Here is an 18336-nt window from a genome sequence, read left to right on the forward strand (position 1 = left end):
ATCAATCTTTTATAAAATTGATGATATCTTTTCTTCGGTATTCGGGTGTTACTTTTAAGTGTTTTAGTTTACCGTTTTCTAAAGTTGCCTCAACGGTGGTTTGCTTGGGTGCGTATAGTTTAAAGCTTACGTCTTTGTTTTTCGGCCAAGCGGGGAAAAGCAATAGCTGATCTTCATGGCATTGTAGCAGCATTTCCTGTAAACCTATCATACCAGAGCCACCCCAATTATGGTCTGGTGTCCAATCAAACCCTGGTCCCCAAAAAGCTGGAAATCTTCTGCCAGAGTCTTTCAATTTTAAAGTGGTTAAGCGGTAAGCTTCATCAGTTAAACCTAAACGGGCGGCAAAAATATTATCCTGTTTCCAACCTACATGACTTCTAAATTTTAGCGCATCGGGGTCGTGTTTGTAAGTATGGATAGCAGTATCTAAGCCTGTTTTTCCGAGTCCAAATATCCCCCAAGGGTAAACCGGGTAGAGCTGAGGTGTTTCGGTATTGTTGATACGTTCCCAAAGTTTGGCTGGGGCAATGGTGGTTTTCCCGTCTAACACACGATAAGAAATAGGAGGGATACGCTTCAACATGGTTTCCCATTGCGTTTTTTGTGTGGCAGATAAATAAGTATCAGGCAAGGCCAGTAAACGTTCTAAAACTGTTTTTAGAGCTGCTATGGTAGAATTAGCATTGTAAGCCATTTTATAGGTCTCGGCAGCAGAACCGGGGTATAAAATTAAATGCCCATGAGCATCCAAAGCTTTGCTGCCTCTTTGTTTAGCTAAATAAGTATAATGCTCGTTAAAAAAAGTTAGGCAGCTTTCTATAAATGGGATATAGTTTTGGATATTTTTACCCGCATAGTTTTCTTGCTCTAGCATCATCATACAAAACTCTAAAACGGTATCCCATTCGTATTCTAGCCAGGCATTATACTCCATGCCTTTATCATAATCGGCAGGCCTTTTCCAACCATATTCTGCCGGGTTGGGCAGCCCAAAATTTTCTAATTGCTCTGTAAAAGATGCTCCTTTATGCTTCCAGTAAAATTGGGTGCGTAGTTCGGCATTTTTTAAAGTATTGAGGTAGAAATTAAATTGTGGCAACATCAAATCAAAATCTCCCGATTTTAACATGGGCCAATACAGCAATCTCTGGTTTTGGGCAGTATGCGTACCACCACCCCAATTCCTAAAATCTGGAGTAAATTTTTGGGTGCTATCTTTTAAAGAAGGGTCGTAAGTAAATAAGCCACCGTTAAATTTAGTAGGCCATTGCCCAAAAGCATTGCAAGCTAGCATATACCTAAAAAGCTGATAATTTCTACCTATTTGCCAATCTTCGGTATTTTCTTGGGCTTTGGTGTAGATATAAGAACGCTGCCAATAGCTGCGCCACCATAGCATGGTGTTGTCTTGCGCTTTCTTGTCTTTAAGAGCTTTCAGCCGAGCGGTTTTCAATTCATTTTTCCAGCTGTTGATGTCTGGCTTTTGCGCTTGGTATAAGGTAATGTTGATTTGCTGGTATTTACTGGCTTTGATGCTACTTAAGCTCCAACCTTTAAAATCAGTATCCAAATATTTTCCTGTATGCGTTCCGCTGGCTTTCATATTGCTTGCGCTGATGATTCCGCCTGAGGTTAAATACGCTAAAGGATTGTGTAAACTATCTTGAATAGCGGCTAAACCTTGCTGTTTAACGGTAGCATCAAAAACAGTTTTCTTACGGTTTTTATGGTAAAAAAGGATGTTATTTTGCTCAAAATTGATGCTATCGGCATAAACTACAACGGGTTCTTGTGGTGCCCATTTCCAAGAATTAGCATTGTTGGCTTTCCCTTTTAATGGCCTATCTTGGTAACGCCAGCTTTCATAAACCAATTGGGTATGTATGTCCTCTTTACTTTTTACCTCTACCCGAATATTCGGATGAAAAACATCTACACTTATTTTTACGCTTGTGCCTTTAGCTCCATCAATGGTAATGAAACCCTCTTTTAAATGAAGCTCTTGCTTAAAAATACCATCAGCAAAAGGGTTGGGGCTCAGTTTTATTCTTACCCTGCCTAGCTTCAAAAGCATATTATGCTCATCAAACGTACCGCTTTTAGATAAGTAAAAGAGGATGTCATTTCCCTCTGTCCAAACGTTTAAACCTATATCTCCACCTCCGCAAGGCATAGACTCTCCAGCGTTTTTACTTTGCGTGAGCCACACCGGGTGGTAAGCAGAAATATCCTGCGCAACAGCAGTTAACCGAAGTGCTAAAAGGAAAATCAGGCTATATAAATTTCGTTTTTTCATTTAAAAATCATCAGTTCTGAAAGATGAAAGCGGCAAGCCTTCGGTAGAGAATAGTTCGCCCACAACAAAATCTTTAAAAGCATATCTTACAGCAACGGGCTCTTTTACCATAGGAGAAGATACAACAACAGTACTGCCTTGTATAATGGCTTTCGCCGGATAATATTGTTTATTGGTCCCGGCAATCTCAAATTGTTGAAGCTCTTTGCTATAGCTGGTTAAGCCATTAGGGGCGGTTTTAAATTTTACAGTGATAACGCTTCCGCTGATTTGGGTGCTTTCAACTGCCGGACTAGCATATCCGAAGCCTTTTAAGCCATAAGTTTGAGCCAATGCTAATAAAGCCAAGCGGGTTCCAACTGGCTCTTTATGCATGGGGTGGATATTGTTTTCTTCACCAATATCTAACAAAACAGCCATGGCCGAGTTGTTTATTTTAGCTTCTACTTTACGCTGGGCATCTCTGATATAGGCCGAATTATATTTGCCACCAATACGATAAGGAGGCAATTGTGCATAATTATAAGGAGCTATTTGTGCATAATAAAAAGGGAAATCGCCTTGTTTCCATTCTTCTCTCCATTGTTTTACCACAGCCGGGAATAAAGACTCGTACTGGTCTGGTCTTTCGTAGTTAGATTCGCCCTGATACCAAATACACCCTTTTATCGCATAAGGAATAATGGGTTTTAACATGGCATTGTATAATAGGGTAGCGGTACGATTAGGGGATTTTATACTATCTTGCCTTTGCGGGATGTTGATGTCTTTGAAGTCCTGGAGGGCTTGTTTGCTCATCCAGGCTTCAGCAACAGAACCGCCATAACTGCAATTGATTAAGCCGATTGGCACTTGCAGCATTTCTTGTAAAAGCCTACCGAAATAATAGCCAGTAGCACTAAAATTAGCGATGCTTTCTGGTTGTGCTACCTTCCAAAAGGAAGTTTTACTGGTATCTTGTGGTAATAATTGAGAACCTCTGGGTACAGTATAAACCCTAATGTTTGGGTTAGATGATTTGAGTACCGCTGCATTGGCTTCCCAAATAGGCTGACTTTTAAAGCCTTTCATGGGCATTTCCATGTTTGATTGTCCGCTGCATAACCAAACCTCACCAATCAGAATATTTTGAAGTTTTACCTCGCCAGAAGCACTTTTAATCCTAATTTCTTGCTCAATAAAGCTGGCTTTTGGTGTTTGTAACTGTACCCACCATTCGCCTTTACTATTGGCTTTTATGGTCTGCTGTTTTTTGTTCCAACTACTATAAACCGATAGTTTTTCATTTGGCTTGGTCCATCCCCAAAGCTTTACATTTGCCTGCTGTTGTAAAACCATATGGTCTGTAAAAACACGAGCCAATTTTACTTGCGCTGTTAAGGAGAGACAAAAGAAAAGCAAACTAAGCACAAAGCCGTAAAAGCGTAAAATCATCGTTAAAAGAAATATTTAAAGTTTATTTAATGAAATTAAGCAAGTTGTGCCTTATACAGAAGTTTTTGCTAAGATGATACAGAACTTGGAGAAAATGGTATAATGGTTAGGGGGGAGTCCGATGTCCGCAGTCCGCTGTCCGAGGTCCGCTGTCGGAAGACCGCAGACCGATGTCCGAAGACCGCCGATCGAGGCTCGAAGTAAAGAGTATTAAGAATAAATCCTTAGCTCTCAACCCAAAACTGACAACTGATAACCGGAAACTGGCAACCGACAACCAACAACCAACAACTGACAACCAACAACTGATAACTGGCAACTGATAACCAACAACTGATAACTGGCAACTGACAACCAACAACTGATAACCGTCAACTGATAACCAACAACTGATAACCGTCAACTGATAACCAACAACTGATAAATAAATATGGGACTTTTTCCATCTCGTCGGTCATGATATAAAAGCTTTGGCTTTTGAAAAACCATAATTCCTTTTAAATTTAAGATATGAACAAGATTGTATTTACAACAAAACGAGGTTTTTATACGGTAGTAACTTTGTTTTTAATGTTAGCATTAAGCAGCCAGGCGCAAGATGATTTTGTAAAGAAAAGCTTTGCTACGGCGGCTCCACTTTACGAAAATCTATTGAAAACTACCGAAGGAAATTTTAAAGATTATCCACACGCTTTATACCCTGATGGTAGGTTGAAATATCTTCAAATAGACGAGTGGACAGGTGGTTTTTGGCCAGGTGCTTTATGGTATATGTACGAGTTTACCAAAGACGATAAATGGCGCAAACATGCTGAAGCATGGACAAATTCTTTAGAAACAAACCAGTACAATACTCAGCATCATGATATTGGTTTTATGATGTATTGCAGCTATGGAAATGCCATCAGGTTTAACCCAAATCCAAAATATCAAGAGATTTTGGTGCAATCTGCTAAGTCTTTATGTAAAAGATATTCGCCCGTGGTAGGCAGCATCCAATCATGGAACAAGCGTAAATCAAAAGGGAATATCAATACTTGGGAATACCCCGTGATTATGGATAACATGATGAATTTAGAATTGCTTTTTTATGCTGCTAAAGTTACAGGTGATACCATTTATAAACATATCGCTATCAAGCATGCCGAGCAAACCATGAAAAACCATATCAGAGCAGATTATAGCTCTTACCATGTGGTAAACTATGATCCTCAAACGGGTAAAGTCTTGCATCAACAAACTTTACAAGGTTTTTCTGATAACTCTACTTGGGCTAGGGGACAAGCCTGGGGAATTCATGGTTTTACCACTACGTATCGTGAAACTAAAGACGAAAGATTTCTAAAAACAGCTATCGGTTTGGCAGATTTCTTCATCAAACATCCTAACCTACCAAAAGATAAAATACCTTATTGGGATTTTAATGTTGGACAGCCAGGCTATAAACCCGATTGGAATTTTAACCCTCAGCAATACCAACCTACACCAAGAGATGCATCGGCGGCAGCTATAACCAGTTCTGCCTTATTAGAGTTGAGTACTTATGTGAAAGGAGCAAAAGCTAAACTGTACAGAAATACAGCTATCCAAATGTTAAAGTCTTTAAGTACTGATGCTTACCTCAATACAGATCAAGCTAATCCTTATTTCTTATTGAAGCATAGCACTGGTAATTTACCAAGCAATAATGAGGTAAATGTGCCGCTTATTTATGCCGATTATTATTTCCTAGAAGCTTTATTGAGGTATCAAAAATTAACAGCTAAATAAGATGAAAAAGCTGTTTTTTATAGCCCTTTTATTATTCAACTTTGCTGATTTAAGGGCTCAAAGTCAGGAAATATTACTTAAAGTGATGTCTTTCAATATTCACCATGCAAACCCGCCAGCAGAAGAACAAAGCGGTAAAATAGATATAGATGCGATTGCCAATGCCATTAAACAAAGTCATGCAGATATCATTGCCCTACAAGAAATTGATGAAAATACTAAAAGAAGTGGTAAAGGCAACCAAGCAAAGCTGATAGCTAAAAAGCTAGGCCTTAAAGTGTATTTCGCTAAAGCGATAGATTTTCAAGGTGGTGCTTATGGTATAGCTATTTTATCTAAATTCCCCATGAGCGAGCATCAAATATACCGCTTAACCAATCAGGCTGATGCCGAGGCAGAACCTAGAGTTTTGCAAACGGTAAAGATCAAACTACCGGGGAAACACTATATCCGCTTTGTCAATACGCATCTTGATTTCTTAGAGACAGGTAACCGCGAGTTGCAAGCACAGCAGATTGTAGACATCACTAAAACTGAAAAATTGCCTTTAATTATAGCGGGCGACTGGAATGCTAGTCCGCAAAGCAAAACCTTAAGCATTATGGATGGCGCTTTTACCAGAACCTGTACAGATTGCCCCTCAACCTATCCGGATGATAAATACAGTACCGCTATAGATTTCATTGCTTTTGATAAAAAAACAGGTTTTAAAGTGAAAAGTCATCAAGTTTTAAATCAGGTACAGGCATCAGACCATTATCCTATAGTAGCAGAATTGGTTTTGAATAAGTAATTCATGAGCAAAAGATCAGCAGCGTTTCCTAAAAGGAGCGCTGCATCTTACCAAACGCCCAAACCACCCAACAAACTAACCAACTAACAACCTAACCACCTAACAACCCAACCACCTAACAACCCAACCACCTAACAACCCAACCAACTAACCACCTAACAACCCAACAAACTAACCAACTAACAAACTAACCACCCAACAAACCAACCAACTAACCAACTAACAAACTAACCAACTACCCCCCCCTAACCCCCATAAAGCCTATGCATCACCAATACATGCGGTAAGGTAATCAGCGAAAGCAAGATGAAAGATTGTCCGATATTAAAATCAAAGAAATAGAGGTAGAGCGCAAATCCTGCTAAGGAAATAAGGCTAAAAGGCAGCATCGCTATAAAGAAATCTCTTTTACGTTTTTGATACCGCTGGGTATAGAATATCACCTGGTGCTGGGTAGATTGTAGCGCATGCCATAAGCAAAAAACCACAATAAAGCCAAATAATAAAGGCGTGAAAAGGTACCATAAGGTTACCAAAACAAGCTGTAAGCAATATTTAAGAAGATGCTGCTTTTGGTAAATATAGATGCTGATGAGGTAAGCAAAACCGAGTAATAATAGGGTTGCTATTTGCCAGTTAGTTAATGTAAGCGGACTGGTATCATAAATGAACTCGTTAAAATTACCCTTGCCAATCATGGCCTTGAAAATAAATAGCGCTTCTTCCAGATGTAAAACCACAGGGAAAGCCAGCAAAACAATACCCCATAAAATAGAAGGGAAGTAGCTGATGTTCTCATTCTCGAAATTAGACTGACCAAAATGATGGAAAGAAACCACAAAAAACACCAAAAGCGCCAATAAAGGGATAAAATACCATAAAAGAGCATAAGCCGCTATAATCCCTAAATAAAGCACTAGAAATTTTGCCATTCCCAACCAGTTTTGCTCTTTACGGTACAAATGGTCGTTAGCACCATGCGGAATACCTATGCTACATAATAGAATACCAGCCAGAAGAACCTGCGTAATTGGACCAAAATGGAAGAAGTAAAAAAGCAGTAGCAATACAAACTGCAAAATCATTTGTATGGTAAATAATTTAGAGTTGATGTATAGCATAGGTTTACTTTGTGAAATAGCGGATTAATGATTTTAAAAACAACAAGATAGGCAATTTAGAAAATATCATAACCTCTTCTTTGATGCTGGTTTCTTCATCCAAAAATTTTAATATTCTTGGAGTAGGTTGTTTCTTAAAAAGTGTTTGAAATATTTCTTTACCTCGTTGTGGCTGCGATACCAAAATTTGTAATAATATAGTGTCGTAAACCCTAAAGCGCCAAGGCCTATAAGTGGTGGGTAAGGCAGCATGGGTAGCCATCGCTTTAGCCAAATCATCAGCATATTTAGCCATCCTTTTAAAGCCGTAGCCCGTGGTGGGTTTTATGGCGCCTGCCAGTGTACCTAAGAAAATAATGTTTTCGTTTTTATGTAAAGTTTTGCGCTTGCTATCAAAATGGGTGGTCATGGGTATAGCGCCCACTTCTGTTTCTGTAATTTCGTAAGGGGTGTTTCTTGCGGCAAGGTAATCTTTCAGTAAAGCCTCGGCTGCTGTGGGGTTTAATTTTTCCTCACCAAAGCGGGTTATTTCTACTAAAGATTCTGTATCTGAAAAAGGCAACTCGTATAAAAATTGTGTTTGACCATTTTGCGGAATATCAAAATCCATTAAAGTCATACGCGAAGAATTAAAAACTGGCTTCAAGGTTTTTACTCGCCAGCCCACAAAAGACTGCCACATTAAAATATGCTGCTTATCGTTATTGTTTAAATAAGTTTTCAGTGGCTGCGAGCTAAAAACATCTTCTCCATCCGCTAAGGCAGATAAAAATAGCTTACTGGTTTTCCAAGATGCTTGTTTGGTTTTTACCATCAAATCCGGAGACTGTGAATAATCCTCAAAAGAAGTATATAACCAGCTAATATTCTCACATTTAGCTAATAGATTTTTCATTTTTAGATAAAAATCATTACTTCTAATATGGTAATAAGAATAGGGAAAAATACTTCCACTTTTAGAGGTAGCCTCTGCGTTAAGCGAATAATGCCAAACCTTATCTGCCAGTTGCTGGGGGCTAAGCTCTTCTTTAGCCCAATAGCACCAAGTTCTATCGTTAAACTTCTGGGTGTCTTGCTCAACAATAACAAGCGTTTTATGCTTTAATAATCCATGTTTATATAAAGCATAAGCCATCCATAAACCAGATGCGCCAGCGCCAATAATGGTATAGTTATAAAAAGTAGGGTTACTTTGCATAAACTGCTGCTAAAAAAGCTTGTAAAAACAAAACTTGTTTAAGGCTCCGTTTTGCTGTTAGTTAGTGTGTGTTAATTAAGCTTTTTTGCTATTGATAGCAATATTGTATACAACTAAACCAAAACCAATTTTGTTGATAGCATCAGCAATGTTATAGAATAAATCTACATTGCTAGACTCCCAACCTAAACCGGTATTTAACCATCCACCTGGCATACACATGTAACCAATTGGATAAATAGCCCAACCTACCAACACAAACCATCCTAAGGTATTGATACCTTTGATAACGGTACTGTCGCCAGTATTTTTAGCTAATTTTGCTACTTCACCATACCAAGCAGAGTACAATACGTACACATAACCAATGGTAGATAAAGTTCCCCATAAAGCTACCTGAGTGCTGTCTCCACCAGAGAAAGCTTCACCAATGTAACCTGTTACTAACATAAATACCGATGCAAGGATCAACTTCCACAATAAAGAAGTTTTAGCACCAGCAGATTTAGTTAATAAATAAAATTCAACACACATTAACGGTACCGTTAAAGTCCAGTCAATGTACCTCAAAGCAGTAGGCGTTTGGCCAGTTGCCAAATAATAGTCTCTCATGTAATAGTAATGTACTGCAGCAATACCAGTAATTAATGCAGAAACTAACATAGAGAGTTTCCATTTTCCGTCTACACTTCCTCTTTCAAAGAAGAAAAAAACAGATGCGGCTAACATAGCCATGTACCCTGTAAAGAAGGTAAAAGCAATCGGGTCATCCACAGGGATAGCAACCACGTTTAAAATTGATGAAATCATAAAATTTTGTTTAAGGTTTTACAATAATTGTTCAACAAAAATAAATATAAAAAGTTTTAAATGTTTGATAGCTAGTGTGTTGTTTTATTAACAAAATTTTATGATTTTATATAAATGTGCCTTTTTGAGTATGTAAAGCCTTATTTTATCGGGGAAAAATGTGTAATTTTTACCTCAAATATTTTCATATTAAGATAAAATTGTCTTTAAAATAGGTGGTTTTGTTCGTGATTTTCAGTTGCCAACTGCCATTAATTCAGTTTCTAGTTGAGAGTTTCCAGTTTCCAGTTCTGGATGGTGAGTTTTATTGATTGATTTTTGATGGATTGAATTATTGATTAAGAGATTTTTGTGTCATCGCGATGAGGAACGAAGAAGCAATCTATTTTTAATTTTTCCTTTTGAATTTTTAATTTTCCTTTTTAATTTTTAATTTTTCCTTTTGAATTTTTAATTTTTCCTTTTTAATTTTTCCTTTTTCCTTTTGAATTTTTAATTTTTCCTTTTTAATTTTTCCTTTTTCCTTTTGAATTTTTCCTTTTTAATTTTTAATTTTTCCTTTTGAATTTTTAATTTTTCCTTTTGAATTTTTCCTTTTGAATTTTTAATTTTTCCTTTTGAATTTTTAATTTTCCTTTTTAATTTTTAATTTTTCCTTTTTAATTTTTTCTTTTTCCTTTTTAATTTTTCCTTTTTCCTTTTGAATTTTTCCTTTTTAATTTTTCTTTTTCCTTTTGAATTTTCCTTTTTAATTTTTAATTTTTCCTTTTGAATTTTTAATTTTCCTTTTTAATTTTTAATTTTTAATTTTTCCTTTTGAATTTTTAATTTTTCCTTTTTAATTTTTAATTAGAAAAGCCCATGCCGTACTACTATCATCCGCCAGTCCGGTGCTTTGCTTAACTCCTCGTCCATTTTCCGCAAAAGCTTCAAATGTCCTGTGGGGTATCGCCCTCGCCCCGGTTTAGGTGGGGTGGGGTTGATACATGTAGGTTGCAATACCTTTCAAAATATAATTGGGTGATATGAAATTTTATACTCAAGTCAAAATAGAAAAGAGCCTAATATATCCACAACATTCAATTAATATTTTTACTGTTTCTTAGGGTGTATTCACTATATTGGACCTGTTAAATTAATTATCATTTTGTGAACTGAGTTAAAGAAATATTCAGTGATAAAAAGACTTCACAAACATGGCTTGTTGATAAAATAGGAAAGATCTATCAAACTAATGTTTACTACTTTCGTAATGTAAGAACCAAGTTTAAGGCATCAATGCCAAATCGAGTAAATCCTTGACGGTGATATCAAAGTATTAATTGTTTCAAACAAGAATAAATATGAACAAACAAAAACTCGCTGCTAAAATTTGGGCATCTGCCAATCAGATGCGTTCAAAAATTGAGGCTAACGAATACAAAGACTATATTTTAGGTTTTATCTTTTACAAATACCTTTCAGAAAAGGAACTTCAATTTACAAAGAAAGAAGACTTCACGGAGGCAGACATAAAAGCATTGAGCGAAGAAGATACCGAAACAGTTGAACACATCAAAAGTAATATCGGCTACTTCATCGCTTATGATAATCTATTTTCAACATGGATAAGCATAGATAAAGATTTTGATGTTGCCAATGTTCGTGATGCTCTTTCTGCATTTAGCCGTTTGATTAGTCCTGCTCACAAAAAATTGTTTGATGGCATTTTTGATACCTTACAAACTGGACTTAGCAAACTAGGCGATAGTGCAGCTTCTCAAACAAAAGCCATTCGTGACTTACTACATTTAATCAAGGATATTCCAATGGATGGCAGGCAAGACTATGATGTGCTTGGTTTTATTTATGAATATCTAATTGAAAAGTTTGCTGCAAATGCCGGTAAAAAAGCAGGTGAATTTTATACCCCCACGAAGTATCGGTTTTGATGTCGGAAATAATCGCCCATCATTTGCGAGACAAAAAAGAAATTCAAATTTATGACCCTACAAGTGGTTCGGGTTCTTTGCTCATCAATATTGGAAACAGCGTTGCAAAACACATAGATGATGAGAACAACATTAAATACTATGCTCAGGAACTCAAAGAAAATACTTACAACCTAACCAGAATGAACTTGGTGATGAGAGGTATTTTACCGAACAATATTGTAACTCGTAACGGCGACACCTTAGAGTATGACTGGCCATACTTTGACGAAAACGACCCTATTCATAGTTACAATCCACTTTATGTAGATGCAGTAGTTTCAAATCCACCGTATTCGCAAAAGTGGGACCCTGTTCACAAAGAAGCCGACCCACGTTATTCACGTTTTGGACTTGCACCAAAATCAAAAGCAGATTACGCTTTCTTACTGCATGACCTTTTTCACATCAAGCCTGATGGTATTATGGCTATTGTATTGCCGCATGGGGTGTTATTCCGTGGGGGTGAAGAAAGTATTATTCGTGAAAAGCTAATCGAATCAAATCATATTGACACAATCATTGGTTTACCACCAGCGATATTTTTCGGAACTGGCATTCCAACTATCGTGATGATTCTTAAACAGAAACGTACCAACACAGATGTTTTGATTATTGATGCATCCAAAGGTTTCGTAAAAGAAGGGAAAAACAACAAGCTAAGAGCGTCAGATATTAAACGAATAGCCGATACCGTTCGTGATCGTGAAACATTGCCCAAATTTTCTAAAGTTGTAACACGAGAAGAAATCCGAGAGAATGAATATAACCTGAATATTCCTCGTTATGTTGATTCTTCTGAAAACCCTGAAAGTTGGGACATATACGCTTCTATGTTTGGCGGTATTCCTGAAAATGAAATTGACGAATTGCAAGTATTTTGGGAAGCTTTTCCTAAACTTCGAGATACATTGTTTGCCAAAAACTCACCTGTTAACTCAAACCTGATTGTTGACGACATCAACACAGCTATAAAGGAACACAAAAGCGTTCACGCTTTTGTAAACGGTTTCAATACGGCATTTGCCGATTTTGGCAGTTACTTAAAAACCGAATTATTGACCAAAATCCTAACTGTAAAAGTCAACAGAGAAAAAACGGTGTTGAGTGATGACATATTTAAGCGACTGGAAAACATCAAACTGATTGATAAATATGAAGCCTACCAACTTTTAGACAATGAATGGGGCGTAATAAATGTTGATTTAGAGATTATACAAACGGAAGGGTTTGAAGCAACCAAAAAAGTGGACCCCAACATGGTTACCAAGAAAAAAGACGGAGTTGAACAAGAAGAGCAAGACGGATGGATGGGTAGAATTATGCCGTTTTTACTAGTGCAGGAAACTTATTTGAAAGACGAGCTAAACAGTTTAAGAACCAAAGAAAATAGAGTGGCTGAAATAGCCAGCGAGTTAGAAGAAATTATTGATTCACTTTCGGAGGAAGAAAGGGAAACAAGTATTTTAAATGACAATTATGATGCTTTTGTAGTAAAGGAGCTCAACGAATACCTGAAAGAAATTTTTGCTGATGTGGAAACGGAAGAAATCAAAGTATTGAAGGTGTATTTAAACTTGCTTGAAAGCAAAGCAAAAAAGCCAGAGAAAGAAAACTTCATAAAATCGCACAAAGAGGTGAATTGGTCGAAAATGGAGGCAAATAATGACGGCACTTTTGGCAAGGCAAATATCAACAAATACCTGTTTGAATTGCAATCAACTTTTACTTTCCCTGATGAATCTTTTGAAAACAAGATGGTGAAAGCATCAACTTTGTTGGTAGACGAAAAAGAGTTAAAAGCTCAAATAAAAGTAGCAGCAGCAGCACTACATTTAAAGACGAAAGAAACGATTGAGAACCTGACTGATGAACAAGTATTTGAATTGCTTGAGTTAAAATGGATTGTTCCAGTTGTTTCTTCATTGAACAATTTGCCCGAAACCATTATCACAACCCTTACCAACAAGGCGCAGACATTGGCAGACAAATACGCCATCACCTACTCTGATGTAGCCAAAGAAATTAAAGCAGCAGAAAGGACTTTGTCAATATTGATTGGCGACCTTGAAGGAAATGAGTTTGACATGAAAGGTTTGAACGAATTAAAATCACTTTTAAAAACCGAAAAGCAAAATGGCTAAAACAAATACAAATCCCGAAGTGCGATTTGCCGGTTTTACAGAAGCATGGGAAGAGCGGGAACTTGGTGACGTTGCAAAATTCAATCCTAAGCATGAGATTCCTGATGTTTTCAATTATGTAGACTTAGAATCAGTAGTTGGCACAGAAATGATTTCTTACAGAAAAGAATATAAAATAACAGCACCTTCAAGAGCACAAAGACTAGCAGAAAAAGGAGACGTTTTTTATCAAACAGTTAGACCATATCAAAAGAATAATTTACTGTTTGATAGGGAAGATAAGGATTTTGTCTTTTCAACTGGATATGCTCAAATGAGACCTGTAATTGAAAGTAGTTTCTTGTTTACGCTAATTCAAAAAGATGAATTTGTAAGAGTTGTTTTGAATAATTGCACTGGCACAAGTTATCCAGCAATTAATTCCACTGTCTTAGCTTCTATTAAACTGTATTTTCCTAAAAGCAAAGACGAACAAACCCAAATAGGCAACTTCTTTGAAAACTTAGACAATCTAATTACAGAAAACCAACAAAAACATACAAAGCTGCAATCGCTTAAACAAGCCATGCTCGATAAAATGTTTCCAAAACAAGGGCAGCTTATTCCAGAGATTCGTTTTAAGGGATTTGAGGGGAATTGGGAGGAAATCAATGTAGGTAGTATTTGCAAAACAACAATAGGTGTGTTTGTTATCAAAACAAGGCAAAACGATTTAAGTCCTTATCCAGTTTATAATGGAGGAGTTTCATATACTGGGTTCTATGATGAATATAATAATGAAGCTAATAAAATCGTCATAAGTGCCAGAGGAGCGAATGCAGGTTTCGTCAACATTGTCAGAACGAAATATTGGGCTGGTAATAGCTGTTATTCTGTTGATGTTTTGGACAAAGGATTATTTGATATTGATTTTCTTTTTTATTACATAAAAAAATATCAAAGGAGATTTCTTGAAAATCAACAATCGGCAAACATTCCATCAGTTTCAAAAAGTGATGTAGAAAGATTTAAAGTATTTTACCCTTCTAAAACTGAACAATCAGCGATTGCCAAATACCTATTGAGCCTTGACAATCAAATTTCTAATCACGATTTACAAATCATAAAACTACAAAACATTAAAAAAGCATTTTTAGCCAAAATGTTTATTTAAAAATTAGTACAGTATGACATTTACATCAGAAGCCGCATTTGAAGCCGCATTGATACAAGCTCTTTCTAATAAGGGTTGGGAAAAAGAAGTTTTGAAACGTCCTACTGAAAAAGACTTGTTGAAAAACTGGGCTAATATACTTTTTGAGAACAACAGAGCCAAAGACCGTTTAAATGACTTCCCATTGACCGAAGGGGAAATGCAACAAATATTGGAGCAGATAAATGCTTTACGAACTCCATTAAAATTAAACGGCTTTATTAATGGCAAAACAGTTTCGATAAAAAGAGATAACCCTGATGATACATTGCACTTTGGTAAAGAAGTAAGTTTAAAAATTTATGACCGATTAGAAATTGCAGCAGGGCAAAGCCGTTACCAAATTGCCCAACAACCTGTTTTCCCAACCAAGTCAAAAATATTAAACGACAGACGTGGCGACTTAATGCTTTTAATCAATGGAATGCCATTGATTCATATTGAATTAAAAAAGAACGGAGTTTCAGTAAGTCAGGCTTGCCATCAAATTGAAAAGTATTCACGAGGCGGAGTTTTTTCAGGCTTGTTTTCACTCGTTCAGATTTTTGTAGCAATGGAGCCAAAAGAAACGGTTTATTTCGCCAACCCTGGACCAGATGGCAAATTCAATAAAGACTTTTATTTCAATTGGGCAGACTTCAATAATGAGCCTATAAATGATTGGAGTGATATTGCTTCTTCGTTATTGTTTATTCCAATGGCTCACCAGTTAATCGGTTTCTATACCGTAGCAGATAGTAACGATGGCGTTTTGAAAGTCATGCGGAGTTATCAATACTTTGCAGCCAATGCCATATCGGATAAAGTGGCCAAAACAGATTGGAAAAGCAAACACGCTTTAGGCGGTTTCATTTGGCACACCACAGGTTCGGGTAAAACCATGACCAGTTTTAAATCTGCCCAACTCATTGCTAATTCGCAAGATGCAGACAAGGTGATTTTCTTAATGGATAGGATTGAACTCGGCACACAATCCTTGAAAGAATACCGTGGTTTCGCAAACGAAAATGAAGATGTGCAAGCAACGGAAAATACTGGCGTTTTGGTTACGAAACTTAAAAGTGATGACCCTGCAAATACCCTCATTGTTACGTCTATTCAAAAAATGAGCAACATCAAAGATGAAGATGTTGGACTAAATGCTCACGACATTCTACTCATGAACAAAAAGAGAATTGTTTTTATTGTAGATGAATGTCACCGTTCTACTTTCGGTGATATGCTTATCACGATTAAAGATACATTCTCATCTGCTATATTCTTTGGTTTTACAGGTACTCCAATTCAAGATGAAAATCAAAAGAAATTAAACACTACATCCACCGTTTTTGGTGATGAACTGCACAGATATAGCATTGCAGATGGTATTCGAGATAAAAACGTTTTGGGTTTTGATCCATATAAAATCCTTACATATAGAGACCGTGATTTGCGATTAGCTGTTGCTTTGGAAAAAGCAAGAGCCAACAATGAAGTAGAAGCATTGGCAGACCCAAGAAAAGCAAGCGTATTTAATAAATACATGAATAGAGTAAGAATGGCAGGGCATTTTGAAACTTCGGGTCGTTACGTTCGGGGTATTGAAGATTATTTGCCAACTGCGCAATATGACCGTGATGAGCATTTTGAAAAAGTAGTTGAAGATATTTTGAGTAATTGGATTGTGCTAAGCCAAAACGGAAAATTCCACGCCATTTTTGCCACAAGTAGTATTGCTGATGCAATCCATTATTACTGTCTTTTCAAGGTAAAAAATCCGCACTTAAAAATCACCGCATTATTTGATCCACACATTGACAATAATGGGAATGCAGCCTACAAAGAGGACGGTCTTGTAGAAATAATGACCGATTACAATGAACGCTATGAGCAAGATTTTAGGTTAGCCAATCATGCCAAATTCAAAAAAGATATTGCGGCAAGACTGGCACACAAAGAGCCTTATTTAAGAATTGAAACAACTCCCGAAAAGCAAATTGATTTATTGATTGTAGTTGACCAAATGCTTACAGGCTTTGACTCCAAATGGATTAATACACTTTACATGGATAAAGTGCTTCAATATGAAAATATCATTCAAGCATTTTCAAGAACCAATCGCCTTTTTGGACCTGATAAACCGTTTGGAACAATTCGCTACTATCGAATGCCACATACAATGGAACGCAACATCAATGATGCGATTAAACTGTACTCCGGCGACAAGCCAATCGGACTTTTTGTTGAGCATTTAGATGTCAATCTCTATTCGATGAATTACGTTTTCGGCGAAATTCAAAACTTATTCATAACAGCAGGAATTGATAATTTCGAGAGACTTCCTGATAATTTATCAGAAATAGGTCGATTTGCTATACTTTTTAAGACGTTCAATAATTATTTAGAAGCAGCAAAAATTCAAGGCTTCAATTGGAACAAATCAACCTACAGTTTTGGAAAAGGAAAAGATAAGGTAACCATTCAAATGGCTTTGAATGAAAATACCTATTTGATACTAGCGCTTCGTTACAAAGAACTATTTAATACAGGTGGTGGCGGTGGTGGCGGTGATGTGCCTTTTGAAATTGAAGGTTATTTGACCGAGATAGATACCGACAAAATAGATTCAGATTATATGAACTCTCGTTTTGACAAGTTTATCAAAGAACTTAAAAAAGGAGATGTTGACCCAACAGAATTACAAAACACGTTGGACGAATTGTATAAATCATTCGCTACTCTGACACAAGAAGAACAGAAATACGCAAACCTTTTTATTCGAGATGTTCAAACAGGTGTTGCAAATCTTGAAAGCGGAAAAACTTTTAGAGAATATATAACAGAATATGAGTTCAACGCAAAGAATGACCAAATAAAGATAATCTCAACACTATTCGGACTAGATGAATCAAAACTTCGATTACTCATGTCATCTGGCTTAACAGAAGCAAATATCAACGAATACGGACGTTTCGATGAGTTGAAAAACACGGTTGACAAGTACAAAGCAAAATCATATTTTGAAAAAGTAGAAGGGAATACTATTCCTGCTTTTAAAGTAAATATCAGAGTTCACAATCTATTACAAAAGTTTATAATTGAAGGTGGTTTTGATATTGAATAATATATTGTTTAAAGAATTAAATTTAAAATCTAACAAAGACTGTTGCATTGCTAAATAACCTTTATCGAAAACTCAGTCTATAACCTAAAACAGACGACTTAATATGCAAACTAAACAATGAAAAAACGCAAAAGGTTATATTAAAAAGAACAACTATCAAGAGGGTGATGCTTACAAAATACTATTACTTTCTTTTAATCACATTGTTATCATAGGAACAGAGTCTTTTAAAAGCTTAATTTAGTATTTTCTTTTAATAAGAGATTATCTTTTAAATACCAAATAATTGTAAAAAAATAACTTTTCCACAGTCATAAGATGCTGTAAATAAGTTTTTTATATAAAATAACCATTTGCAGATTAAATTTTAAAACCAATCTGTGGAAAACTCAAAACTGTATATTTCATAACGTACCTTAAATTTGAATAAGAGTTAATAATTTTGATAGCATTATCAAAAAAAGCCATCAGGGTTAGCGCCCCGATGACCTCTAAGTAGGCT

Annotated in this window: 9 protein-coding genes and 1 pseudogene; 5 read left to right on the forward strand and 5 right to left on the reverse strand. The window is 36.4% G+C overall.

Annotated elements, in window-relative coordinates:
• Position 1: 1 nt before the first annotated feature.
• Entirely contained in the window at positions 2 to 2299 is a 2298-nt protein-coding gene (locus FYC62_RS03950) for a DUF5703 domain-containing protein (RefSeq protein WP_149074001.1), read from the reverse strand.
• Complete coding sequence (locus tag FYC62_RS03955) at positions 2300 to 3733, reverse strand: sialate O-acetylesterase (RefSeq protein ID WP_149074002.1); 1434 nt, start codon at positions 3731 to 3733, stop codon at positions 2300 to 2302.
• A 510-nt stretch (positions 3734 to 4243) separates the two neighbouring features.
• On the opposite strand from FYC62_RS03955, the gene FYC62_RS03965 reads away from it, so the two are divergent.
• Together FYC62_RS03965 and FYC62_RS03970 are read left to right on the forward strand one after the other, a co-directional pair.
• Positions 4244 to 5503: a glycoside hydrolase family 88 protein gene (locus FYC62_RS03965; protein ID WP_149074004.1), complete on the forward strand. Its 1260-nt coding sequence runs from the start codon at positions 4244 to 4246 to the stop codon at positions 5501 to 5503.
• Position 5504: 1 nt separating this feature from the next.
• Positions 5505 to 6296, forward strand: a complete 792-nt coding sequence (locus tag FYC62_RS03970) for an endonuclease/exonuclease/phosphatase family protein (RefSeq protein WP_149074005.1) — start codon at positions 5505 to 5507, stop codon at positions 6294 to 6296.
• Between the two features lie 245 nt (positions 6297 to 6541).
• Here FYC62_RS03970 and FYC62_RS03975 read toward each other — a convergent pair whose 3' ends face one another.
• The 3 genes from FYC62_RS03975 to FYC62_RS03985 all read right to left on the reverse strand — a co-directional run bounded on the left by FYC62_RS03975 (position 6542) and on the right by FYC62_RS03985 (position 9425).
• Positions 6542 to 7417: a Brp/Blh family beta-carotene 15,15'-dioxygenase gene (locus FYC62_RS03975; RefSeq protein WP_149074006.1), complete on the reverse strand. Its 876-nt coding sequence runs from the start codon at positions 7415 to 7417 to the stop codon at positions 6542 to 6544.
• Between the two features lie 4 nt (positions 7418 to 7421).
• Complete coding sequence (locus FYC62_RS03980) at positions 7422 to 8615, reverse strand: lycopene cyclase family protein (protein WP_149074007.1); 1194 nt, start codon at positions 8613 to 8615, stop codon at positions 7422 to 7424.
• Positions 8616 to 8690: 75 nt separating this feature from the next.
• Complete coding sequence (locus tag FYC62_RS03985) at positions 8691 to 9425, reverse strand: bacteriorhodopsin-like (RefSeq protein ID WP_149074008.1); 735 nt, start codon at positions 9423 to 9425, stop codon at positions 8691 to 8693.
• Positions 9426 to 10768: 1343 nt separating this feature from the next.
• On the opposite strand from FYC62_RS03985, the pseudogene FYC62_RS03990 reads away from it, so the two are divergent.
• From FYC62_RS03990 to FYC62_RS04000, 3 genes and pseudogenes are all read left to right on the forward strand, one after another.
• A pseudogene (locus tag FYC62_RS03990) lies at positions 10769 to 13539 on the forward strand (type I restriction-modification system subunit M).
• On the forward strand, positions 13532 to 14692 hold the full coding sequence (locus FYC62_RS03995; protein WP_149074009.1) for a restriction endonuclease subunit S: 1161 nt from the start codon (positions 13532 to 13534) through the stop codon (positions 14690 to 14692). The pseudogene FYC62_RS03990 and the gene FYC62_RS03995 overlap by 8 nt, the downstream one beginning before the upstream one ends.
• Before the next feature lie 13 nt (positions 14693 to 14705).
• Positions 14706 to 17834: a type I restriction endonuclease subunit R gene (locus FYC62_RS04000; RefSeq protein ID WP_149074010.1), complete on the forward strand. Its 3129-nt coding sequence runs from the start codon at positions 14706 to 14708 to the stop codon at positions 17832 to 17834.
• The last annotated feature ends 502 nt before the right edge of the window (positions 17835 to 18336 follow it).

The organism is Pedobacter aquae, assembly GCF_008195825.1.
In the GTDB taxonomy this organism is placed as follows: Bacteria; Bacteroidota; Bacteroidia; order Sphingobacteriales; family Sphingobacteriaceae; genus Pseudopedobacter; species Pseudopedobacter aquae.